This is a genomic window from Olivibacter sp. SA151 (assembly GCF_054130995.1).
In genome coordinates this window covers 5,368,785-5,390,276 of sequence record NZ_CP096391.1, presented here as the reverse complement: position 1 = coordinate 5,390,276, position 21,492 = coordinate 5,368,785, and the positions used below count along the sequence as shown (strand labels likewise).

Below are 21,492 nucleotides of genomic sequence, written 5' to 3'. Positions count from 1 at the left end.
TGACGATTCGTAAATATGCTATTTCCATAAATCAATTTAATATAAATCTTTAAGTAAAAATTATGACAAAATTAGATGGTAAGACGGTCATCAAATCTGCGTTGATGCTGATTCTCGGTTTTCAGTCATTTGGCTGCTCGAAAGAAATTACTAATTATGCAACAAGCGATCATGGAGACAATACGCTAGTACAACCTAGCTATAACGACAGTTCGGTGTTGCGCAATCCCTTAAATGGTTGGGTGATGTACGCGGCGCGTACCGCCGATGAATCGTATTGGGACACGGAATTTTATGTACCGGACTTAGGTAAAAAAGTAAAGGCCATCGACTACGCCTCGGCCTGTTATGTCCGTACCAGCTGGGCGTCCCTAAACCCGAGCGACGGAGTTTATGCATGGAATGATTCTACTTCCCGAATTGCAAAATTAATCAAAGGAGCGGAAAAGCGGGGTGTGCCCATCGCTTTCCGTATTGTAGTAGATGGACGTGATCAGGGTGCTAATACACCACAGTTTGTCTTCGACGCCGGTGCGAAATATTATTTAGAGAACGCACGATTTCCTGACCGGAAAACCCCCATACCACAGGATCCTGTTTTCCAACGATATTATGCTAAGTTCATCGAAGCTTTAGCCGCCGAATTTAACGATCCAGATCGTACGGCATTTATTGATGCTTATGGTTTAGGCAAATGGGGAGAGGCGCATAATGTGATCTATGAAGATCCTGCGACTTCTACGGGTGAAAATACAGAAAGACTTAAAGAGGAGGTTTTTAATTGGGTGACCGACTTGTACGCGCGAACCTTTACCAAGGTTCCCTTGGTGATTAATTACCACCGATTGGTTGGGCATCCGGCGAGTTGGGGAGCCCCCAATGCGAACAGCGACAAATTATTAGTGAGTGCGATTAACAAAGGATACAGCTTGCGGCACGATGCTTTCGGTATGACTGATTATTATCAAAGCTGGGAAAAGCAGTTTGCTAAAACATGGAATTATAAACGCCCGATTATTATGGAGGGCGGTTGGATTACCACGGGCACACACCGCTATTGGATTGACCCAAGTGGTAAATACCGCGAGGGGCATCCCGAAGATGTAAGACAGGGAGAGTTTGACGCATCGGCCGAAGCACATGTCAATATGATGGATTTTCGTGTTGGTGGGGAAACCGCTTCTTGGTTTGAGAAAGCCTTTTCGCTGGTGCAACGTTTTGTGTCTGAAGGTGGTTACCGATTATATCCCGATGAGCTATACCTACCTGAAAATGTCAATCGTGGAGCGGAGGTAACTATTAGCCATCGTTGGAAAAATATGGGCTGGGGTTATTTTCCCAATAATATCCCGCAATGGAACTACAAGTATAAGGTTGCTTTTGCACTTTTGGACGGGAATAACCAGGTGAAAAAGGTGTTTGTAGATTCCAACAGCGAACCTTCCAATTGGTTAATCGGAAATCCGGTGTCTTATGATTTCAAACCAACGGTAGATTTGCCCGCCGGCACTTATGCTTGGGCTGTAGCGATAGTGGATACGTCCAAAGGGAATAAACCGGCCATAGAGCTTCCGGTTGACGATGAGGTGACAACGGAGGGATGGTTGAAGTTACTGGATGTACGGGTGAATTAGTCAATTAGCCAATTAACCAATTAACCAATTAGCCAATTGGCTAATTGGTTAACGGCTACCGTTAATCCGTCAAGTTGTTAAATCGTTGAGACGTTGAGTTGTTAAGTAGTTGAAACGTTAAGTAGGTTTTTTTCTATGAGCGTTTCTTCTCAAAACCCACAACCGGCAACTCATAACCAATAACCAACAACTAACAACCGGTAACTAAAAACCAACAACTAATTTCCGGTAGGCACAATAGCCCATCCATTGGCAACTGCCCGCGGCGTTCCGTCCGATGGGCGGTTTCTGATCTCGTATGATGTACTTGATGGATTGTTTATGAGAAAGGTGGACGAACCGCCACCATCGAGGTTGATCGACTCCTTGACACCTAAGGCATGCATGAGCTTGCCTAGATCGGTGAAATTGATGCCGTAAGAATAGTCGTATTTCCTTCCGTCTACCACCATAAAGTACAACTTATTGTCTGCCGTAAATCCGACAGCGGTACGAGGTTCTACGGAAGCGTCTGTGTGGCTTACCGGTTCACCGTCTTTTACTAAGCGTTGATGACCACCAAGTGCATGGAAGATCTCGGCTTTTTGTGCCTTATAATCGCTGTCATCCCCCAGCATTAATTGACCTGATTTGCTGATACCGAAAAAGGTCCAGCCCGCCGGGATGGTGCTACGAATGGCTTGCCCCGATAAGTATACAATACCACGCGGCTCGCCTGTTGTGGCGTTGAAGAAGTCGGCATTGGAAGCAAAAAGCACCTTGGATGTCGAATCTACATGTTTTACCATTTCCGGAACGGATTGACGGCCATAGGCGGTTGCGCCGTTGGGTGTTAAGGGATGTAATTGAATAGTGGACTGATTCATGTCGGCCTCTACTATAAATATCCGCATGGTATGGCCGTTTATATCCTGGTAGTGAATGTCCGTCTCCTGCACGCCTGGGTGTAATTCTAAGGTCGTATCGCTATATACGCGATGAATCAGCGTGCTGTTTTCTTGCAGGCGAAGGGTCAGTTCGCTTCGTGTGTGATCCAGTACCCGGATTATGCCCTTTTCGTCTTTTTCGCAACTTGCGAGGGAGCTAAGGGCTAGCATAAACCATAACGCCTGTTGCTTTATTTTTAATTTCATGTTTGATGCTGTTAATGGGTTAGTAACCTTCGTTCTGTGTGAGATTCGGATTCACCTCACGCTCGTAATCGGGTATCGGAAATTTGGTTCGATAGTCTTCAATACCCAACGCCTCCACGGCTTTACCCGTGCGGACCAAATCGAACCAACGAAAACCTTCTGCGAGTAGCTCCCGTCGCCGCTCGAGGGCTACGGCTGCTTGGTATTCGGCCTCGTTGGAAGGATTGATGGCCGAGAGGTTTCTTGCGGCTCTCAATGCGTTCAACTGCGGCAGTCCTGCCAAACCTTTCCCCTCGGCTGCAATTAAATACATTTCGCCCAGGCGGATAACCGGAATGGGGTCGGTTCCTGTTTGGCCGCTGGGGTATTTATTGATTACATTCAGTGAACTCACCGTTGCGATGCTCATATCTTTGCGGTTGTCGCCCTCCTCAAATAGGTTCATCACTTCATCGGTTGGTTTATAAACGTATGAGCCGCTTACGTCATGCGCATAAGTATAAAATAAAGTGCTTAGGGTAATGCTCGATTCTTCCGTTAGGTTTTTAAAGGAAAAAATTTCTTCGGTGTTCTCCGTATGCCTGAATATTTTGTCGAACCGATCCAATGAAAAGCTGCCGGAGGCAATCAGCTCTTCTGCCACTTGGGCCGCTTCTGCCAGTTTGTTTTGTCCGAGCAGGACGCGAGCTAGCAAAGCCTTTGCTGCTTGCTGCGATACGTAGTAATAGTCACCTTCGAATGCCGGTGCTTTTTCCAGGGCTATCGCTAAGTCGGCCTCGATCTGGCTCCACACAGCACTCGAAGGATCACGCGATACGCGCTCAGTGGTGTTTTCCAAGATTAAGGGCACGTCGCCCCATCGGCTTACCAAATTATAATAGATATAAGCACGGAAGAAGTGGGCGGTACCTTCAATCCTCGTGCGTTTGTCAGATTGTGGCAAACCGGCCATGATATGGAGGACGTTGTTGACCTGGTACAGCGATTGGTATAGGCCACTCCAGTTGTTGTTGACCAAATTGTAGTCGGTACGCAGGATGTTACGGATAAAAGCGAGTTCACTTCCGCCCGACGCGTTGATTAGGTTGCCGCCTACTAAGTCGAACATAATGTAGGATTCTCTTCCTTGATTGTTTTGCACGGCATTATACATACCGTTTAACAAGGCATCCATGTCGCGCTCGCTTACCGTTTCAGGTGCTACTGAAGTTTGCGGATAGAAGTCGAGTTTGGTACAAGAAGAGAAGGACACCAGCATCAGGACTGCCAAGATGCCGGTAATTGCTGTTGTTTTATACATGCTTAATTTTTTCTTCATTAAAATCCAATATTAACGCCGATATTGAAGCTTCGCAGTTGTGGCAAGATCAAGTTGTCCTGTCCGATAAATTGCGGATCGAAATCATTGGTTACTTCCGGATCGAAGCCGCGGTATTTGGTCCACAGGTGCAGGTTATCACCCTGTACATATACCCGTAGCCGTTTCATGCCGATTTTATTTGCAACCTGTGTTGGCAAAGTGTAACCAAAATTTAATGCCCGTAAGCGGATGTATGAACCATCCTCTAAGAAGCGGGAAGAATTTTGGGTATTCCAACTATTGCCGTAAATGGCACGCGGGGTTGTATTGCTGGTTCCAGGTCCGGTCCAACGCTCATTAGCTACTCGCTCGGTCATGTTCATGAAACCGCTACCCAAGCGGTCGGTGTTGACCCGATAACTTGCATACACCTTGTTACCGTAAGAATAGGTGAAAAAGATGTTGAAGTCGAAGTTCTTATAGCGAAAACTGTTGTTCCATCCACCGTAGAAATCCGGGTTGGCAGTGCCCACAATTTGTCGGTCGGACACATTGATGGCTCCGTTGCCATCCAAATCTTCATACATCACATCGCCCGCACGTACCCCATTTTTATAGAGTGATTCCGGCACTTCCTGGTCCGACTGGTAAATTCCGAGCTGTTTATACATATAGAAGCTACCTACTTCCTGCCCGACCTGCAGGGTCATGTTAGCGCCGATTAACAGCGCTTCGTCACCAATCAGGGAGGTCAGCTTGTTTTTGATAAAGGAGATGTTGAAGTCGGATGACCATTGTACGGGTCCTAGCGGTACCTGTGCGTTCAGCAAAAACTCCCAACCCTTGTTTTCCATTGAGCCGATATTGCTGATGATCGAAGTAAACCCGGAAGTGGAAGGCTCGGGTTTGCTGTATAATAAGTTATCTGTTTTCTTGATAAAATAATCGGCCGTCAGATTCAGTTTGCCACCGAGCAAACCAAGGTCTAAGCCGGCTCCATATTGTCGGGCCGTTTCCCAGGTCAGATCGCGGTTACCATTAGTGCTGACACCGATACCGCTTTGATTATTATAATTGCGTCCTCCGCTCATTTGGGCATGGTAAGCGTAGCTGCTGATACCATCTTGATTACCCGTTTCACCATAACTGCCGCGAATTTTGGCTGTTGTACCGGCAAGCGACCAGAACGGTTCGCTGGAGATATTCCAGCCGGCGGATACCGATGGGAAGTAGCCCCAACGCTTATCCGGATGGAACTTGGACGAACCGTCCGCACGTAAGGATAGGCTCAGTAAGTATTTATCATCCCAAGATAGATTGGAACGACCAAAAATCGACATCAAAGCACTTTCCGTCAAGTTAGTCCCTGCCGAAAGAATGGAGGCAGCTACTGAAAGCTGTTGGAAGGAAGGAGAAGGAAAACCGCTACCTTCTATGTTGGAGCTGGACAGGTTGAGACGCTGATAGGAGTAACCCAATAATCCTTCCACACTAAGTTTATCGAAGGTTTTATTGTAATTCAAGGTGTTCTCCCATAAGATATTGGGTGTAAAGCGACGATTGTCGTATTTTACGCCGATGCCCGTTCCATAAGGATGGTCTTCGGCATAGTAAATATTGTCGAGGGTATAAGTTAGATCGGTACCCAGCATGGTCTTGAATTTCAGTCCATCCGTAATGGTGGCCGTACCGAAGAAAGATCCCAAAAATCGGTAATTATCCAGCGATACGTTTTGCTCATTGATAATCTGGAAAGGATTGTGATAGATCAATTCGTCGGTACCGCCTAAATAATATTCGCCATTTGGCTTAAAAGGACGATCGAAGGGACGTTGGAGCAAAGAACGCCCCATCATGGTGGTTCCTAGGTTCGATCCCGGCACGCGTTTATTCTTGGAATAACTATAGCTGGTGTTTGCCCCGAATTCGAGCCAGTTATAAAGCTTATGCGTTAAATTGAGTTTACCGGTATAACGCGTAAACTTTTGGTCGATAAAGGCTCCTTCCTGACTGAGGTAATTGCCGGATAAGTATACGCTGGTTTTATCGGTACCACCGGTAAAGGATAAGGACAAACTGGTGGTATGGGCCGGACGTGTAATCAGATCAAACCAATCGGTGCCCGGTTCGCCCGGAAAGGGGTTTTCCTTGCGCTCCATGTAATTTTTAGCACCGGGGGTGTAATCGTACTGTGTATTAAAATTGTCGATCGCCTCATTGATGACCGACAGGTACAGATCCGGATCGGCCATTTTCATTTTATCCGTATTGGGCACTACCGATACACCGGTAAAAGCGTCAACGCCAAACTTGGTTTGATTGGCCTTGCCTGATTTGGTGGTAATGAGGATGACGCCGTTGGTGGCGCGACTTCCGTAGATGGCTGCCGAGGCTGCATCCTTCAGCACTTCCACCGATTCGATGTCGCTCGGATTCAACAGCGCGAGCGGATTCATGTTTTCACCAAAATTCAGTAAAGCAGCATTTTGGTTCACGACGGGTATTCCGTCGATTACATAGAGCGGCTCGTTCGTTGCACTCAAAGAGCCGATACCACGGATGGATACCCGATTTACCGTACCCGGGCTACCGGAACCGGCGCTCACCTGGACGCCGGGCATGCGCCCTTGTATCAGTTGGTCCGGACTTAATGCAGGTCTCGCATTTTCTTCGGTCGGTTTGAAAGATGATACTGCCGCTGTGAGGTCGCGCTTTTTCTGCTGACCATAACCAATAACAACCACTTCCTCTAAATCCGACAAATCGATTTTCAAGACTACCTGCAGCTGGTTTTGGCCTGTCATCTTAAGCTCCTGCTTTTGATAGCCGATCAAACTAAAAACCAGCACATCGCCCGTGCTTACCGGTAACTGAAAACGTCCTTGTGTATCACTTGTTACGCCACGTGTGCTTCCTTTTACGATAATGCTGACCCCCGTCAGTGGATTGCCTGTCGTATCCCTTACCTGTCCGCTAACTGGCTGCGGTTGGAGGCTTGGCTTCCTGGGTTCGACTTGCCTTTCATCTCGTTTAAAGAGAATATTGCGATCGACAATTTTATAAGAGATGGGTAAGTTCTTTAAGCAGGCTTCCAATACTTCTTCTATGGGTCTTTGCTGCAGGTTTAAGCTCACCTTCTCGGTAGTGAAACTCGGATCATCGTAAAGGAATACATATTCCGTTTGATTTTCGACCAATTTGAATACTTGGTCTAAGGGCATGTTCGTTACTTTCAACGACACATTTTGTGCATAAGTCGATGCACTCACTTGGATAAATACCGAAAGCAGTAAACCGACAATTAGTTGAAATCTCATGATGAATTTCAGTTGATTAAATGTTCGTGGAGGCGGCCACCGTAATGACGTAGCCGTTGCATGAAATACTAATTTCATTAACTTTGTAAGGTTTGAGTTTAATTTAATTTGTTTTAAACCTGAGTCGAATATTATTTTCTGCTCAGAACGCTTTGAAATAGTCAGGTTCAACTGAAAAGGACGAAGGAATAGCGGGCTATTTCTAGGAGTTTTCAGGAAGAAAATGGCTGTTTCAAAGTGAAAATCAGCAAAGCTAATCCAATAGCTGCCCTATGCTGCGTTGCCTTCGCTTGACTTATCCCAATAAGCCTTCACAAAGGCGCCTTGCTTAGGATGGCAATTGAATTTCTGAGCGTATCAAGAATAGTCGAACTCAGGTTTTAGTTCTTCGAATCATTGGCTCAAGCATGTGCGTCTTCTGACTGCCATCAGAAGACGCTTTTTTATGAAGCCTTTCTAGGTAATCTTTACGGTTTCATCGTGTTCATTTTTTTGTTTAACATCGGTTTCTTTGTTTTATTGAATGATAATTTGTTTGACACCGTTAACAGTCTCGATCCGGCAATTGAGCTTATAGAAGGATAGAATCTCCAAAACCTTGGACGCATGTGTATTGCGGTATACCTCGCCTGATAAGGTAATTTCCGGCTTTTTGCCTTTAAAGACGACTTCTACATCATACCAACGGGATAGCTGCCGCATCACCATGCCGATATCTGCCCGGTTAAAGCTGAATTTGCCGTTCTTCCAAGCTACCGCATCCGAAACATCTGCTTGTTTTACGGATAAGTGGCTTTGGCGGTCGAGCGCTGCCTGTTGCCCGGGCCGGAGCATGACAGTCTTGTGCTCGGCGGTTTCGGCTACGCGAACAGAACCTTCTATTAATGTGGTTTTCACCACCGGTTCATCCAGGTAGCTGTTGATATTAAATTGCGTACCTAAGACTTCGACGATTTGCCCTTTGGATTCGACGCGAAAGGGACGTGTCGCATCTTTCGCCACCTCAAAATAGGCTTCGCCTTCTAACTTTACCAGTCGCTCTACCAAGTTGCCGTTAATGGCGTAGGTTATGCTGGAAGCCGCATTTAGCCACACCTTGGTACCATCAGGCAGCACTAAATGATATTGCCCGCCCCGTGGGGTACGCATGGTATTGAACCGGGGTATGGTTGCGTCGCTTGTATTGGCTCCGCCGAGTTGATAAACCAATTCCCCATCCACATTTTTGAAGATGGCATGCGTACCCTCTTGCGCAATTTCCCCATTCGGACTGCCGTCTAATATGATTTCTTTGCCATTGGCTAGCTTAAGGATGGCCCGGTTTCTGCCCGGTGCGATATCGGGTTGACTTGCTATGGTAGCGGTTTTGCTACTACTTTTAAATCGGCCAGATGGCTTAAATTGATAATACACACCCACTGTTAGTAGCAGCACAGCGGCAACGGCTGCGGCATAGCGATACCAAGGGGCTATTCGCCGAATCGGGGATCTCCTCAAGCGATTTCTTATGTCGATTATATCTTCTTCTACCTGCTCTTTAGCAGGTTCTTCTGCTTGGATATCCAATTGCCCATACCATTGTTCCACCCGCATACGCTCCTCCGGCGTGCATTCGCCGGCGAGGTAGCGTTTCAACAGTTTCTTAATGTCTTCGTGTTCCTCCATGTGTACTGCGGGGTTGCTTTTAGGGGATAGTACCTTAAGTCTTCCCTTGGGCGTAAGAGAAAATTAATTTTATTCTTTCAAGTAAATAATGTTGGCTACGGGGCGTTGCCCCTCATGGTCGAACTGCTTGTTATCACTGGGATGATTGACGACACCATTTGCCGTTGCTCCTTTCACATAGAGCGTGCTGCTTCCTCCGCCATCTACGTTCATCGCATGTTTTGCGCCTAACCAGCGTAGCGTTTGGGTTAATTCGCTCAAATTCATGCCCGCGGCTTGGTTGTTTCGACCGTCTACTACCAGAAAGATTAGTTTGTTCTTGCGGGTAATGGCTACCGCGCTACGGGGATGACGGTTGGTGTTAAAGGGATTGTTGGCAAGTGCCGCATCCTGTCCGCGGTGGATTAATAGAGGTCCGGATAGGAGGATATTCGGTTTACTGCTCTGTTCATAGTTTACGGCTGAATCTGGTTGTATTTCAATGGCTTTTTTATCGATCAATAGGATCGCATTGGCACGGTCCGTTTTCTTTTTGGTGGTATTTACCACGTGGTTATCCACCTTTACATAATCCCAGGAACCGCCATTTTTCATATCAAAAAAACCACCATTGATAGCCACCAAAGCGCCCGCTTCCGTGGCAAATTCGGAGGTTTTTTTCAGCTCTTTTGGATCAGCCGCGAGGTGGATGTTCTTTCGGTGTTTTTTCAGGTCGATCTCCACGAGGTTGATTTCCTGCTGGCTTCCAAAGAGTTTTTCAAAATGGCCCTGTTTCCAGGTGACGCCTTTTTTGATGGGAATAATTTTCCATTCTTTATTAAGTACGGCAACGGAATCTGCGGATTGTCCGAAGACGAGAAGTTGGCTAAGGAGCAGGAAGCTGAGTAGGATAGGTGCTATTTTTTTGTTCATATCGCGTTTTTATAGAGATAGTACTGCAACAGCGCCTTAGGGCGTAAAAGAAAATAAAAAATTTAAGAGCCTGTTTAAATTTGTATTGTAAAATTTGCTATAGGCTATTTTTGAGTGAACCAAGGCAAATTTAGCAGGGATAGCAGGAAGCCTATCTCGATAAATTAACGCAGGTGCAGCCAAAAAGAGGCATAAGAAAATGATTAGATAAAATTCTAAACGGGCTCTACGGAAGGAGGAAGTAGGCGAGGGAGAGCAGGGTTCCAAATTTGGGTCGGAGTACCTTTAGCGCATTGTTCACATGTTTTTTTACGGTGGTTTCTGAAAGGCCGAGTTCCTGGGCAATTTCCTTGTGGGAGAGATGGGATTGACGGCTCATACGAAAGACTTCCTGCATTTTTTCGGGTAAGCGTACGATTTCGTTTTCGATCAACTGGCCGAGTTCTTTCTCCCGTACCAGGTAGTCTGCCGTGGTATTGTCGTGTGTATTCACCGCTGCGAGGGATTCAAAATAAACCGATTCCACTTTTTTATGAGCGATTAATTTAATAACGCGGTATCGCAGAGTGGCATAGAGATAGCCGGCTAAGGGGCTCTGGGGGCTTAGTGAGCTGCGGTTTTGCCAGAGTGCCGCGAAGACCTCTTGCAGCAGATCCTTGACTTCGTCCCGATTGTTCAATTTTTTACAGGCATGTGCATAAAGTGGCCGGGAGTAGCGTTCATAGATTTCTAAATAAGCCGCGTAGTCGTCTCGCAGCATGAGCCGTATCAATTCATGTTCATCATACGATTTATAAGACAGCTTCGCCATAGCAAGACTATAGATAACGGAGCCAAAATTATCAAAAGGCTATCAAGTTTATAGTTATGGCAATATTAATAAAACTTTAAAGTTTTTTTAAATTTCTTTTTTGGGAAATTAACGGATATGACTTGACGTAATAAGCTATAGGTGCTACGAAATGAATCGGCTTGTCTGCTTGATAAGCTTTGGATGAGGCACGTGAGCCGCTATTAGTAATGAAAAGAGGGTGTCTAAAGATATTTTCTACGCCTTGGGCACAGTAACACCTTTTAGACACCCTTCTTTAAAAAGGTTGGAAATTATATGCGCATATTGAATTAGTGCGTAATATAATACAAGAACTCGCCGCAGCTTTTGCCAAATCTATAGATGAAATAAATCGAAAGACCTACTAAGGCTATTTTGACGAACTTGTTTTCTAATAAATAGGCATACTTTTCCATAACAAATTTATTAATGAGTTAAATAATAGATGAACTCGCCGGTAGCTTTCCCTGCTTCATAAATAGCGACGCCTGCAGCAGCAGCACCGCCAATAACGAGGAAAGGATGTAACCCGCCTAAAACCTCTTCCCGTTCTTCGGCTGAAAGTTCTGTTAACCCCATTTTTTTTAAATCTAATGCTAACGCTTCCATAGTTTAAATTTAATATTTTGTTAACGATTAAACAAGAATAATGTTTACTGTGCAGCTGATCTGTAACCGGAATAAACGCCCGCACCGAAGATACCGGCAGCAGCTACACCCGCGCCAATCCAACCGGCAGCTTTAGCAGTGATTACTACGCCACCAATAACGATTGGGAATAAACCGCCTGTGTTTTCTTCCATTTCCTGTAAACTTAGCTCTTGTAGGCCAAGATTTTCCATTTCTGTTGTTTTCATAATGTCACGTTTAAATTTCAACCATCCCGCTTATAGCCCGGGGTTTGACTTTCTTTTAATAAAACCAAGATAAAAGGTTCCACTCTAATAAAATTGTAGCGAACCAAGGATTGCCAATTTTTTTTTGTAACAATAGTTTAAGGCAAAGTGAAGATGCGATTTATAAAGTACTTTTTCGGAGAGGCTTCCTCCCGAGGTGTGGTAGTATTCTTTTTCCTCTAATGGACGTAATTGTACATCGATGGAAACTTCATAATCGTTGGTATAATAATAAGTCTGCAACGTACGCGAATAGGCGATGGGAACTTGCATAAGCTTCAGTTCTTCGATAATTTGGTATACTCTGGACACGGAAAGGTTTAATTTTTTGGCCAAGACTTCCGGTTTTCCGGTACTTTTCCTTTTGATGAGCTCGTGTAGTCGGTTAACACGATCGATGTACATAAATAGTTTCATGATTGTGTAATCTTTACGGTTTGTATCTTTGCTATTATATTACGTTATCTTCTAAAAATGGTGTTTGTGGCTTCCACATGGCATAATAGGCTGCTCTTTTCTCCATAAGCTCGCGATGCCCACCCTCTTCAATTACCTGTCCGTTCTGCATGACAATGATTTTATCGGCATTTATAACGGTACTTAGTCGATGTGCAATTAATATGATGGTTTTTCCCTGGCTGCGTAGTTGGTTGACTGCCTCTTGTATATGTTGCTCGGAAGAAGAATCCAGGGAAGAAGTGGCTTCATCGAGGATCAGGATTTCAGGGTTTCTGTATAATGCCCTAGCGATGGCTAAGCGTTGCCTTTGTCCTCCTGATAAAGCCGTACCATTTTCTCCTAAATAGGTGTTAAAGCCACCAGGTAGTTTCTCAATAAAAGGCATCATTCCTAATACCGTGCATATCTCAATGATGCGATTAATGTTTGGTGAGAGATCACCGACGGCAATGTTATCGATGACATTTCCCGCAAAAAGGTCTATCTGTTGCGGGACGACGGCTATGGATTGCCTGAGGCTTTCTATTGTGATGTATTTAATGTCTAACTGCCCGATAAATATACCGCCTTCTTCTATGGGATATATTCGTTGGAGGAGCGATAGTATGGTTGTTTTTCCGGAACCGCTTTCGCCTACGATGGCGGTAATATGCCCTTTTTTAATCTGCAGATGGAGGTGTTCAAACACCGGGGCGCGCGAACCGTATCGGAACGTAACGTCTTTGAAGGTAATATCGCCGATATCTTCGGGATATAGAATCGCCTTGTTCTCTTCCTCTTCGCGTTCCAGATCCATGATTTCAAAAAGTCGGTCGGCAGCGATTACTGCGTCCTGTATACTGCGGTTCATGCCGATAAGACTGCTTACAGGGGACGTGAAATAGCCGATGATCGCGTAGAATGATAAAAGTTCTCCCGGTGTTATATGCCCTTCAATGACAAAGTTGGCACCGGCCCACAGTAGAATAACCGTAAACAATCCGGAAAAGAAACTGCTCGAATTGGTAATCCAAAGGGCATTGACAGAAGAGCGATAAACCGTTTGTAAAAGTTTGATAAACCTATTTTCGGTTTTAATATTCGCAAAGTCTTCTAGTCCAAAACGCTTGATGGTACCTGCGGCGTTTACAGATTCGACCAGTTGAGTTTCCAGATCGGCTGAATGCTCCATTAAGGCGCGCTGCGTCTTTTTGTTCAGTCGGTCCGAAATGTAATAGATGATGCCATAAATAGGAATTAGGACAACCATAATCAAGGCGAGTTTCCAGTAATAGGTAAACATCAAGAGAAAGGAAAAGATGACAATGAATACGTTCACCGCAAAATTTACCAGTACGTCGTTGATAAAGGTTCGGATTTTAACTGCATCATTGATGCGTGATATGATTTCGCCTACGCGCATGGTATCAAAGAACTGTTGAGGCAAACGCAGTAGGTGTTTATAATAACCGAGTATGAGGCGTGCATCAATTTGCTGGCCGCTTTTCAACGTAAAAATAGTTTTGGAATGATTGATGAAAAACTGCAGCAGGAGAAGCACAACCATAATAAGCCCCATCAAATTGAGGAGATTGAGATTCTCATTGGGCAGTACTTGGTCTACAACTTTTTGTACGAAGATGGCTGTTGATAAGCCAAGGATTGTGTAAATTACAGCACCAAATAGCACCTGAAACAAGGTGGAACGGTGAGGTTTTAGCAGAAAGAGAAACCTGCTGGTAACGGAGACGGTTTCGGTACGTGCTGTAAATTCTTCCCCGGGAGCTAACAAGATGAGTATGCCACTCCATTGGGTTTGAAATTCCTGATGGGTTAAACGGTGAAGTCGGCCATCAGCAGGGTCCATTATTTCGATATACTTATCGGCGGCCTTATAGAGTACCACGTAGTGATGCAGGCCGTTTTTTAGCACCATGTGGGCGATGGCCGGAAGTGGTATTTTGAAGAGGCTATCGAACGGTCCCTTAACACCTTTTGCGGTAAAACCGATCTTGTTTGCGGCCTGGATCATGCCCATCACATTGGTGCCTTTTTTATCGGTATTGGCCAGTTGCCGGATGCGCGCTATGGGAAGTTTCAATCGGTGATGGGCTGCGATAGAAACCAGGCAGGCGGCGCCGCAATCAGTGATGTCGTGCTGCTTAACTTTTATTTTTTTCATCAGGAGCGCTATTATGTTTATACGGAAGAAGTGCTTCTTTTTGCCGGGTTTAACCAATCATCCGCTTTATCGTAAAGCAGCTGGAAAAGCGTCCGTTTCGTTACCTGAAATCGGGCTTGGAAGCTCATGCCTTTCTTCAAACGACCTTCATAGCCATTCATTAAATAAAGTGAATGATTTTTTAGTTTACATTTGACCTGAAACATCGGCATGCGATCCTGACTTAGATAAACATCTTTTGAAATGTCGATCACACTGGCTTTGGCCATACCCCATTCGTTGTAATTGAAAGCATCAATTTGTAAATTGACCGGCATATGCAGTTGTAATAAACCGATGTCTTTCGGTGCGACATTTACGGTCGCGATGAGGCCCGAGCTGGGCGATAGTTCTACTACCGACTCGCCCGCGGAGACAAAATTACCCGGAGAAATGCCGTTTAATTGTTGCAATGACCCGTCAATAGGTGCTTTTACGGTGTATAGATCTCGCTCTTGCTCAAACTTTTCGTTTTGAGAAGATAGCTCCATTAACTCAGTTCGAAGGTGATTCAAATCGGTATGCCATTGGCTAATTTGTTGTTCTTCCAATAGCTTTTGTTTGCTAAGCGCTGTTTTATAGTCAAAATTAAACTTATCGAATTCGGCATCTGATAACACCTTTTTTTCATGCAAGGTTTTATTACGCTGGTAGATCGTCCGCGCATTATCCAGCTGTAAATGTGCCTCTAGGTATTGCTGTCTGTAAAGATTGAATTGTTGCCGATATAGAGGTGATGATAGCGGCAGGCTTTTTATTGTACTGACGCTGTTGCCTAATTGCGTGAGTTTCTCCAGATCGCTAATGCGCTGATGTAGTTCTGCACTTCTTTTACTTAAATAGCCCGATTGCTCTTCTAAGATATTGGTTTGTATACGAAATAAGGTGTCGCCTGCTTTGACCTCTTGATTGAGTTTGACGAATACTTGGTCGATTCGACCGGAAACAGGTGCTTTAATGGTATTTCTCTCGATGGCTGAGGTAAGGATGCCTCCGCCATTGACACTAACGCTGACGCGGATAAAAAACAAGGATATAAAAGCAGCGAGAATGGCAAAGAGTACCGTGAGATAAATAATTCTACTTCTATTATTATGCGCAAAGAAATGCTGTTCTGCAGTATATTCAACTATATCTGCAGGAAATATCAATTTTTGGCTCATAGTAAGTAAGTTGTTGCCTACCCAAGACTAAGATATGCGCTGGGTAGGCATCCAATAATTATTGTCTTTATTATAAGACAATACATTTAATAAACGGAAATTGTTTGCTTACAGCAGTGCTTTGATGCCGCGCCTAACAAAGTCTACAATCGAGTCATAAATTTCGGGCGCTGATGGAAGAATAGACCCTCCGTAGGTGTTGTACAGGGTCTCGGTGTCTAATGGAAGGAGCTGTTCTGCTGACTCCGAGTGGACTGAAATCGGTTGTTTTGCTGGTTTTGTTTCCATGATTTAACAATTTAATTTAACAGTTTATAAAAAGCGTTATTTTGTGAATAGCCAAATTAGTTACTCTACCAACTAATCGCAATACCGGAATTCTGCTATTTTTTTATGTTACGATTATAATTAGTAATATAAAGAGTTGAAGATTTGGCTCGCACTTCCCATCAGTGTTGAGCGGACATCGTACCCATCCTTCCTTGAGCTTGCATTCATATGACGATGGCGGTGGAGGTTGTTCAAAAATAAATGAGAACGCCCAGCTTTTGGGGTGCCGGGCGTTCGCCATTTTTTATAATCAACCTAAACCTACATATACGCTTGCAAAGTCCGTGCCATTTGCGGTGTAATGTTATTCTTCCTGTAATATACCTAATGGCTCTCCGTGGAAAATACCTTTTAAATGCTTCAGCGACAAGGATTCCCATTCGTATACTTGTAAATTGTTGACTTCAAGTTCCTTTGTGATGGGATTTTCGGAAATAATATGATCGTTTTCTAATGCAATATATCTAAAAGTTCCTGTACAGTCAGTCTGCACATCGGTTTCCAGTAGGAAACCTAATGATTCTAACGTTAAACACATAAGGGTTGGTATTGATAGCTAGTTAGTTACAAAAGCTATACCAAGCTTCGCTCTTTCCTATCGATTTAACAATTTTTATGTTTTTAAAAGAACGTTTTTGGTTTGTTCGAAAGAAAAAAGCTCCAGTTTTCACTAGAGCTCTGAACAATTAGACTAATATGAAGTATGTACATTAAAGTGAACACTTGTACACGATGAATGTTTGGAAAAATAATTGTTTTTTTTACGTTTTTATCGGTCTGCTGATAACGAGAAAAAACCTTGAAGAAAGGCTATGTAGCCTCTTCAAGGTTTTCGAAATCTGAAATATTAATATCCCGGATTTTGGGTTAAATTATTGTTTCCGGAAATAGCCTGTGTAGGTACCGGGAACCGTTTCAGGTGATCAGATTGCGAGGCTTGATGATCCCACCAGTTTTCGGTGGTGAACATATTCCAACGGATCAGATCCGTACGTCTGCGGCCTTCGCCCAAAAACTCGATACTCCACTCATCTAAAAAGCGGTATTTATCGAAATTATCGACACGTACCGGATTGGGATCTACCCCATTCTCGAAATTGCGCCTCCGTACGGTATTGATGAGTTCGGCAGCACCGGCCAGATCTCCGCTGCGCCATTTGCATTCGGCCAGTATATAATACACTTCGGTCAGTCGCAAAACCGGATTATCCGCTCCCCAACGCAAGGTGTTTTCGGCTAAAGTGGGAATGGGCACTTTTACTAATCGAATACCGGTATTCTCTTCGCCCTCCGACATTTTAGAAGGAAGCTGAGAAATACCGCTGTACTTTTTACCTGGACCAACCTCGCTGAAACGCCCCACTTGGTCGCGTAGCACAAGTGCCCTGTCTTTATATTCCTGGGTGCCCACAATTACACCGCCATCAGGTTTCAGTTGCGGCCCGTTCAAAAACATACCTTCGTAATTGCCGCTTCCTAAATAGTGGTATGACCTTTTGCGAAGATCAGCTGCATCAAACTTCTCAAATGGTGAACCCAGTTTCCACTCATTTTTATATAAGCTGGAATCGGGGCGCCGGGACGGGCTTAAATGCGTGCCGTTGTCGGCCCCCATATCCTGATCAAAATATTGTCGGCTGTTATAATGATAGAAATTGCCGTAAAACCAATCGTACTGCAGCTTGTTGAACTCGGAAGGGATGGACCAGATGATTTCAGGCGATTCATTGTTTTTAAAGCTGTGCGGGCCATACCAGGTCGGATCGAGCTGGTAAGAGCCGTATTGACCATCGATAATAGCCTGTGCTAGTTGCTGGGCTTCGGCGTACATAGGTTTACCAATGTAGGCCTCGGCGTTAAAATAGAGTTGGGTTAGCATCATGGCTGCGGCCGCTTGCTTCAACTCACCTGCTTCCTTCTGTCCGGCTTCCTTCTTGGGCAAAGTCGCCATAGCCGTTTTTAATAATTGTTCAATGTGATTGAAGACCTCCTGATCGGTATTGCGCGGTAAACTCTCTCCTTCCAGGTTATTGAAGATAGGCATTCCTCCAAAATAGTCTAGGCCGCGTAAATAGAAATAGGCAATCAGCGTATTAAGCTGGTTTACGTGGGATGTCTGATCTTCCGGTGTCAAAGCAAATTTGGTATAGTCCAACTTCTCCAAATCACTGCGTGCGTCCAATGCCAGGGCGATGCCCATCAATGTACCACGCCAGGTTCCCCAGATCCATCCTTCATCAGGCGTCCACGTGTGGTAATGAAAACGTTCATTCGTACCGCCATTGTACCAGTGGGGTCCTTTCGTTGTAATGGCAAAATTGTCAGCTGTTTGTTCCTGTAACTGCCAGCGGTCTTCACCCATATACCAGCGGGCGTGGGTAAACGGACGGTTGAGGGCGGCCAGAATGTCCTTTTCACTCTTGAAAAAGGTTTCAGGAGTGACCTGGCTATAAAATTCCTGATCGAGCTTGGTGCAACTGCCTAGCAGTACCAAAAGCGATAATAAGGTATATGTGAAAAGTTTGTTCATCATTGCATTTGTTAAAGGTTAAAAACTCGCCTGTAAACCGAACATAAAGGTGCGCGTGCGTGGGTACACATCGAGCTCCTCAAAGCCGGGTGTTAAGCCATTGATATTGATTTCGGGATCAAGACCGCTGTATTTGGTGAAAACGAAGAGATCTCGTCCGGTTGCATACACACGGATATTTTTAAAGGGGCCGATCCATTTTTTATTAAAAGTATAACCCAAACTAATGGCATCTACCTTTAGGAAGTTTCCGTTTTCGAGCCAGTAATCGCTCAATTGTTTTTCACCTTTTACATTGCCAAGTTCATCATAAGCGCTTTTCAATACATTCCTACCGGTCACGTTAGCTATGCCATAGTACATTTTGGTCATGTTAAACACATCATAGCCTAACCAACTGCGGAGATAGATGCTGGCGTCCCAATTTTTATAGGATATGGCATGATTCCAAGATAACTGTAATTTCGGGATACCATTGCCGATGAAGCGTTTATCATCGAGTTTTTTATCACTTGCCGGAATGACTTCGTTGTTTTTGTTATATAACAGCCATTGACCATCGTCGGTGAAGCCTGCAAATTGCCAGATATAGAATTGGCCAATCGCTTCACCGGGATAAAGGCGTACTGCAGTACCCGGAGATCCAGGTGCGGGGAAGTTTTTATCGTCCATAAAGGTCTGGCTGCCCCAGAGTGTGCGCAAGTTACTTTTATTATGAGAGGCCACAAGGGAAGTAGTGTAAGTCCAATCGTTCTTGTTTACTACATTGTAATTTAATTCAAACTCGAAACCTTGGTTTTCCATGCTGCCCACGTTCATGGTTGTTTTATCATGGATGGCGGGCGGTTGTGATACACTGATTTCATAAATCAGATTGTCTATAACCCGCTTATAGTAGTCGAACCGACCACTTAATTTATTATTCAGAATGGTGAAATCCATTCCGACATTATATTCTTTTTTGATTTCCCAACGGATATTCGGGTTTTGGTTGTGTTTAACACCAAAAGTACGGTTCCAGTTTCCGGCGAACGGCCACCAGGTGTCGGCCGAATACATCCGGGTTGATACCTCGGCACCGAAACCTTCGTTGCCGGTTTCACCGTAACCAGCGCGGATCTTGATGTCGTCAATAAAAGAAAGCTTACGCATGAAAGGTTCCTCGCTGAGCCGCCAACCTGCCGATACACCGGGGAAGGTGCCCCAGCGATTTCCAGGAGCGAATTTGGAAGAGCCCTCGTGACGGAGATTGGCTGTGATGATATAACGATCTTTGAACGAATAATTAACGCGTCCGAAGAAAGCGGCCAGTTTAACCCATGGGTCCTTCCAAGAGCCCAAACCCGCACGGCCATCAGCCAGCCAGGTACCTGAACCCATATCGTGTTCTTCCAGCCCATCAACCGGAAAGTTGGAGTTTTCCGCCCAGAACCCCTGTCCGTTGAAGTCCTGATAACTGTAACCGGCTACCGCGGTGATCTGATGGTTTTCGAAACGCTTGCTATAGTTTACTGTCCACTCGACTATACGGTCTTGCCAACGTTTGTATTCTTGTTTGGCATAGCCATCCACATTTTGCTCGCGTGACACCCGGTGCTGGGCCGAACGGAAGAAACTGGGATGTTCGCTGTTGTTTTTGATACCCACCATAGCGGTTGTATAAAGGTCTTCCGTCAGGTTTACTTTTAAGGTGGCATTGGCCAGTAGGTAGCGATATTGATTTTGTTTTTTACGTAACATCACTTCTGCCAAGGGATTCCAGGTATTATAGCCTCCGGTTAAGACATTATAGCCGGAGGGATCCGATGGGTCGTATGGTGAGATAGTGGGGTCTAAGCCAATGGCGATATTATAGAGGCTGTTGTTTTCATCACGGAAGTTGCCTGGCGCACTGTTCCCGGGGAAATCGGCATCTACTTGATTATAACTGGCATTGGTGCTCAATTCCGCACGTCCATCGAAGAATTTGAAATTGGTGTTTACCCTTCCACCAATTTCCCCGCGTTGCGAACCAATTGATATACCTTTGGCGTCGCGTTTGAAAAAGGTGGTGTACACATTGGCGTTTTCGGAACCACCACTTACATTTACCACTTGGCGGTGACTGAAGGGATTTTTATTTGTGATGACGTCATACCAGTCGGTACGAGCGCCATTGTCTTCTCCAAGGCCATGGGCAAGGTATTCTTCTGCTGAAAGGACATCGGGTCGTTTACGAACACTTTCAATAAAATACTCCGATGTAAAGTTAACGGTTGCCTTACCGGGTTGTGGTCGCTTGGTAGTAACCAAAATCACACCACCGGAGGCTCGTGTACCGTAGATTGCAGCAGCCGATGCATCTCGAAGTACGTTAATGGATTCAATATCTTCTTTGGCAACGGAATTGATATCGCCTCCGGGAACGCCGTCAATAACGACTAAAGGTCCTTGTGAGGCCTTGACCGAATTGACACCACGGAGCTGAATGGAAACGCTGGCGTTCGGATCAGAGCCATTATTGGAAGCGATGTTTAGACCTGGAACCTTTCCCTGAATGGCCAGTAGTGGCGATACCGTACCGGCAACTAAATCACGCTGCTTTAAGTTGGATACTGCGCTGGTAAGCTCACGTTTATCCAACGAGCCATAACCAACCACCACCACTTCTTCCAAGTTGTTTGCATCTTCTTGTAATTGAATGTTTAGATTTTGCTGATCGGTAACAGCAACTTCTTTGGTAATGTAACCAAGCGATGAAATAACGAGGGTTACCGGTACCTGGGGTAAGGCGAGCTCAAAGAGCCCATCTTGATTGGTTGAGGTACCTCCCTGCATGCCTTTAATTTTAATACTGGCGCCGATCAGCGGCATTGTTCCGTTTACATTCGTGATCTTTCCACGGATCGTCCGCTGCTGAAGCGATGTTTCATAAGCTGACCGAATAACCGGTCGGGCAGCTGCATAAAGGCTTTCCCTAGCCACTGCGCAGCTGAGAATGGGAATGCTGCATAGCGCAATCCATTTGCTGTGTTTTGTCATAAATTTAAGATTTGTTTTGTGTTTATAATGATGTTTAACTAATGGGCATCAAGTTGTTATTCTTCGTAATATGCAATAGAAAATGTTTGAAATCGGTTAA

At 44.9% G+C, this 21,492-nt stretch carries 16 protein-coding genes; 1 reads left to right on the top strand and 15 read right to left on the bottom strand.

Going from position 1 to position 21,492, the window contains the following annotated elements; translation table 11 throughout:
- Positions 1–62 precede the first annotated feature (62 nt).
- A complete protein-coding gene (locus M1D52_RS21910) occupies positions 63–1,634 on the top strand; it encodes a DUF4832 domain-containing protein (protein WP_437393546.1) in 1,572 nt (523 codons plus the stop codon).
- 218 nt (positions 1,635–1,852) lie between these two features.
- On the opposite strand, the gene M1D52_RS21905 is transcribed toward M1D52_RS21910, so the two are convergent.
- The 15 genes from M1D52_RS21905 to M1D52_RS21835 form a co-directional block, all read right to left on the bottom strand.
- The gene (locus M1D52_RS21905) at positions 1,853–2,767 is read right to left on the bottom strand and encodes a phosphodiester glycosidase family protein (protein WP_437393545.1); all 915 of its coding nucleotides are present in this window, start codon (positions 2,765–2,767) and stop codon (positions 1,853–1,855) included.
- 19 nt (positions 2,768–2,786) lie between these two features.
- On the bottom strand, positions 2,787–4,085 hold the full coding sequence (locus tag M1D52_RS21900) for a RagB/SusD family nutrient uptake outer membrane protein (protein WP_437366194.1): 1,299 nt from the start codon (positions 4,083–4,085) through the stop codon (positions 2,787–2,789).
- Complete coding sequence (locus M1D52_RS21895) at positions 4,085–7,462, bottom strand: TonB-dependent receptor (RefSeq protein WP_457941589.1); 3,378 nt, start codon at positions 7,460–7,462, stop codon at positions 4,085–4,087. Before M1D52_RS21895 ends, M1D52_RS21900 begins: the two co-directional genes overlap by 1 nt.
- A gap of 438 nt (positions 7,463–7,900) precedes the next feature.
- Positions 7,901–9,049, bottom strand: coding sequence for a FecR domain-containing protein (locus M1D52_RS21890; RefSeq protein ID WP_437393543.1), 1,149 nt, complete (start codon positions 9,047–9,049; stop codon positions 7,901–7,903).
- A 69-nt stretch (positions 9,050–9,118) separates the two neighbouring features.
- Entirely contained in the window at positions 9,119–9,961 is an 843-nt protein-coding gene (locus M1D52_RS21885; RefSeq protein ID WP_437393542.1) for a phosphodiester glycosidase family protein, read from the bottom strand.
- Positions 9,962–10,187: 226 nt separating this feature from the next.
- Complete coding sequence (locus M1D52_RS21880; RefSeq protein WP_013665173.1) at positions 10,188–10,772, bottom strand: RNA polymerase sigma factor; 585 nt, start codon at positions 10,770–10,772, stop codon at positions 10,188–10,190.
- A gap of 447 nt (positions 10,773–11,219) precedes the next feature.
- Positions 11,220–11,402 (bottom strand): class IIb bacteriocin, lactobin A/cerein 7B family, encoded by a 183-nt coding sequence (locus tag M1D52_RS21875; protein ID WP_013665175.1) that lies wholly within the window; start codon positions 11,400–11,402, stop codon positions 11,220–11,222.
- Positions 11,403–11,446: 44 nt separating this feature from the next.
- Positions 11,447–11,650 carry a hypothetical protein gene (locus M1D52_RS21870; RefSeq protein ID WP_013665176.1) on the bottom strand — a complete coding sequence of 68 codons (204 nt, stop codon included), beginning with the start codon at positions 11,648–11,650 and terminating at the stop codon, positions 11,447–11,449.
- Between the two features lie 84 nt (positions 11,651–11,734).
- Entirely contained in the window at positions 11,735–12,106 is a 372-nt protein-coding gene (locus M1D52_RS21865) for a hypothetical protein (protein WP_377613598.1), read from the bottom strand.
- 34 nt (positions 12,107–12,140) lie between these two features.
- Entirely contained in the window at positions 12,141–14,309 is a 2,169-nt protein-coding gene (locus M1D52_RS21860) for a peptidase domain-containing ABC transporter (RefSeq protein WP_437393541.1), read from the bottom strand.
- A gap of 17 nt (positions 14,310–14,326) precedes the next feature.
- Entirely contained in the window at positions 14,327–15,511 is a 1,185-nt protein-coding gene (locus tag M1D52_RS21855) for an HlyD family secretion protein (protein ID WP_437393540.1), read from the bottom strand.
- Between the two features lie 108 nt (positions 15,512–15,619).
- Entirely contained in the window at positions 15,620–15,799 is a 180-nt protein-coding gene (locus tag M1D52_RS21850; protein ID WP_457941588.1) for a hypothetical protein, read from the bottom strand.
- A gap of 346 nt (positions 15,800–16,145) precedes the next feature.
- Positions 16,146–16,379 (bottom strand): hypothetical protein, encoded by a 234-nt coding sequence (locus M1D52_RS21845; protein ID WP_437393539.1) that lies wholly within the window; start codon positions 16,377–16,379, stop codon positions 16,146–16,148.
- A 309-nt stretch (positions 16,380–16,688) separates the two neighbouring features.
- Entirely contained in the window at positions 16,689–18,374 is a 1,686-nt protein-coding gene (locus M1D52_RS21840) for a RagB/SusD family nutrient uptake outer membrane protein (RefSeq protein ID WP_377613593.1), read from the bottom strand.
- A gap of 15 nt (positions 18,375–18,389) precedes the next feature.
- Positions 18,390–21,392 (bottom strand): SusC/RagA family TonB-linked outer membrane protein, encoded by a 3,003-nt coding sequence (locus M1D52_RS21835; protein ID WP_437393538.1) that lies wholly within the window; start codon positions 21,390–21,392, stop codon positions 18,390–18,392.
- Positions 21,393–21,492: the final 100 nt, after the last annotated feature.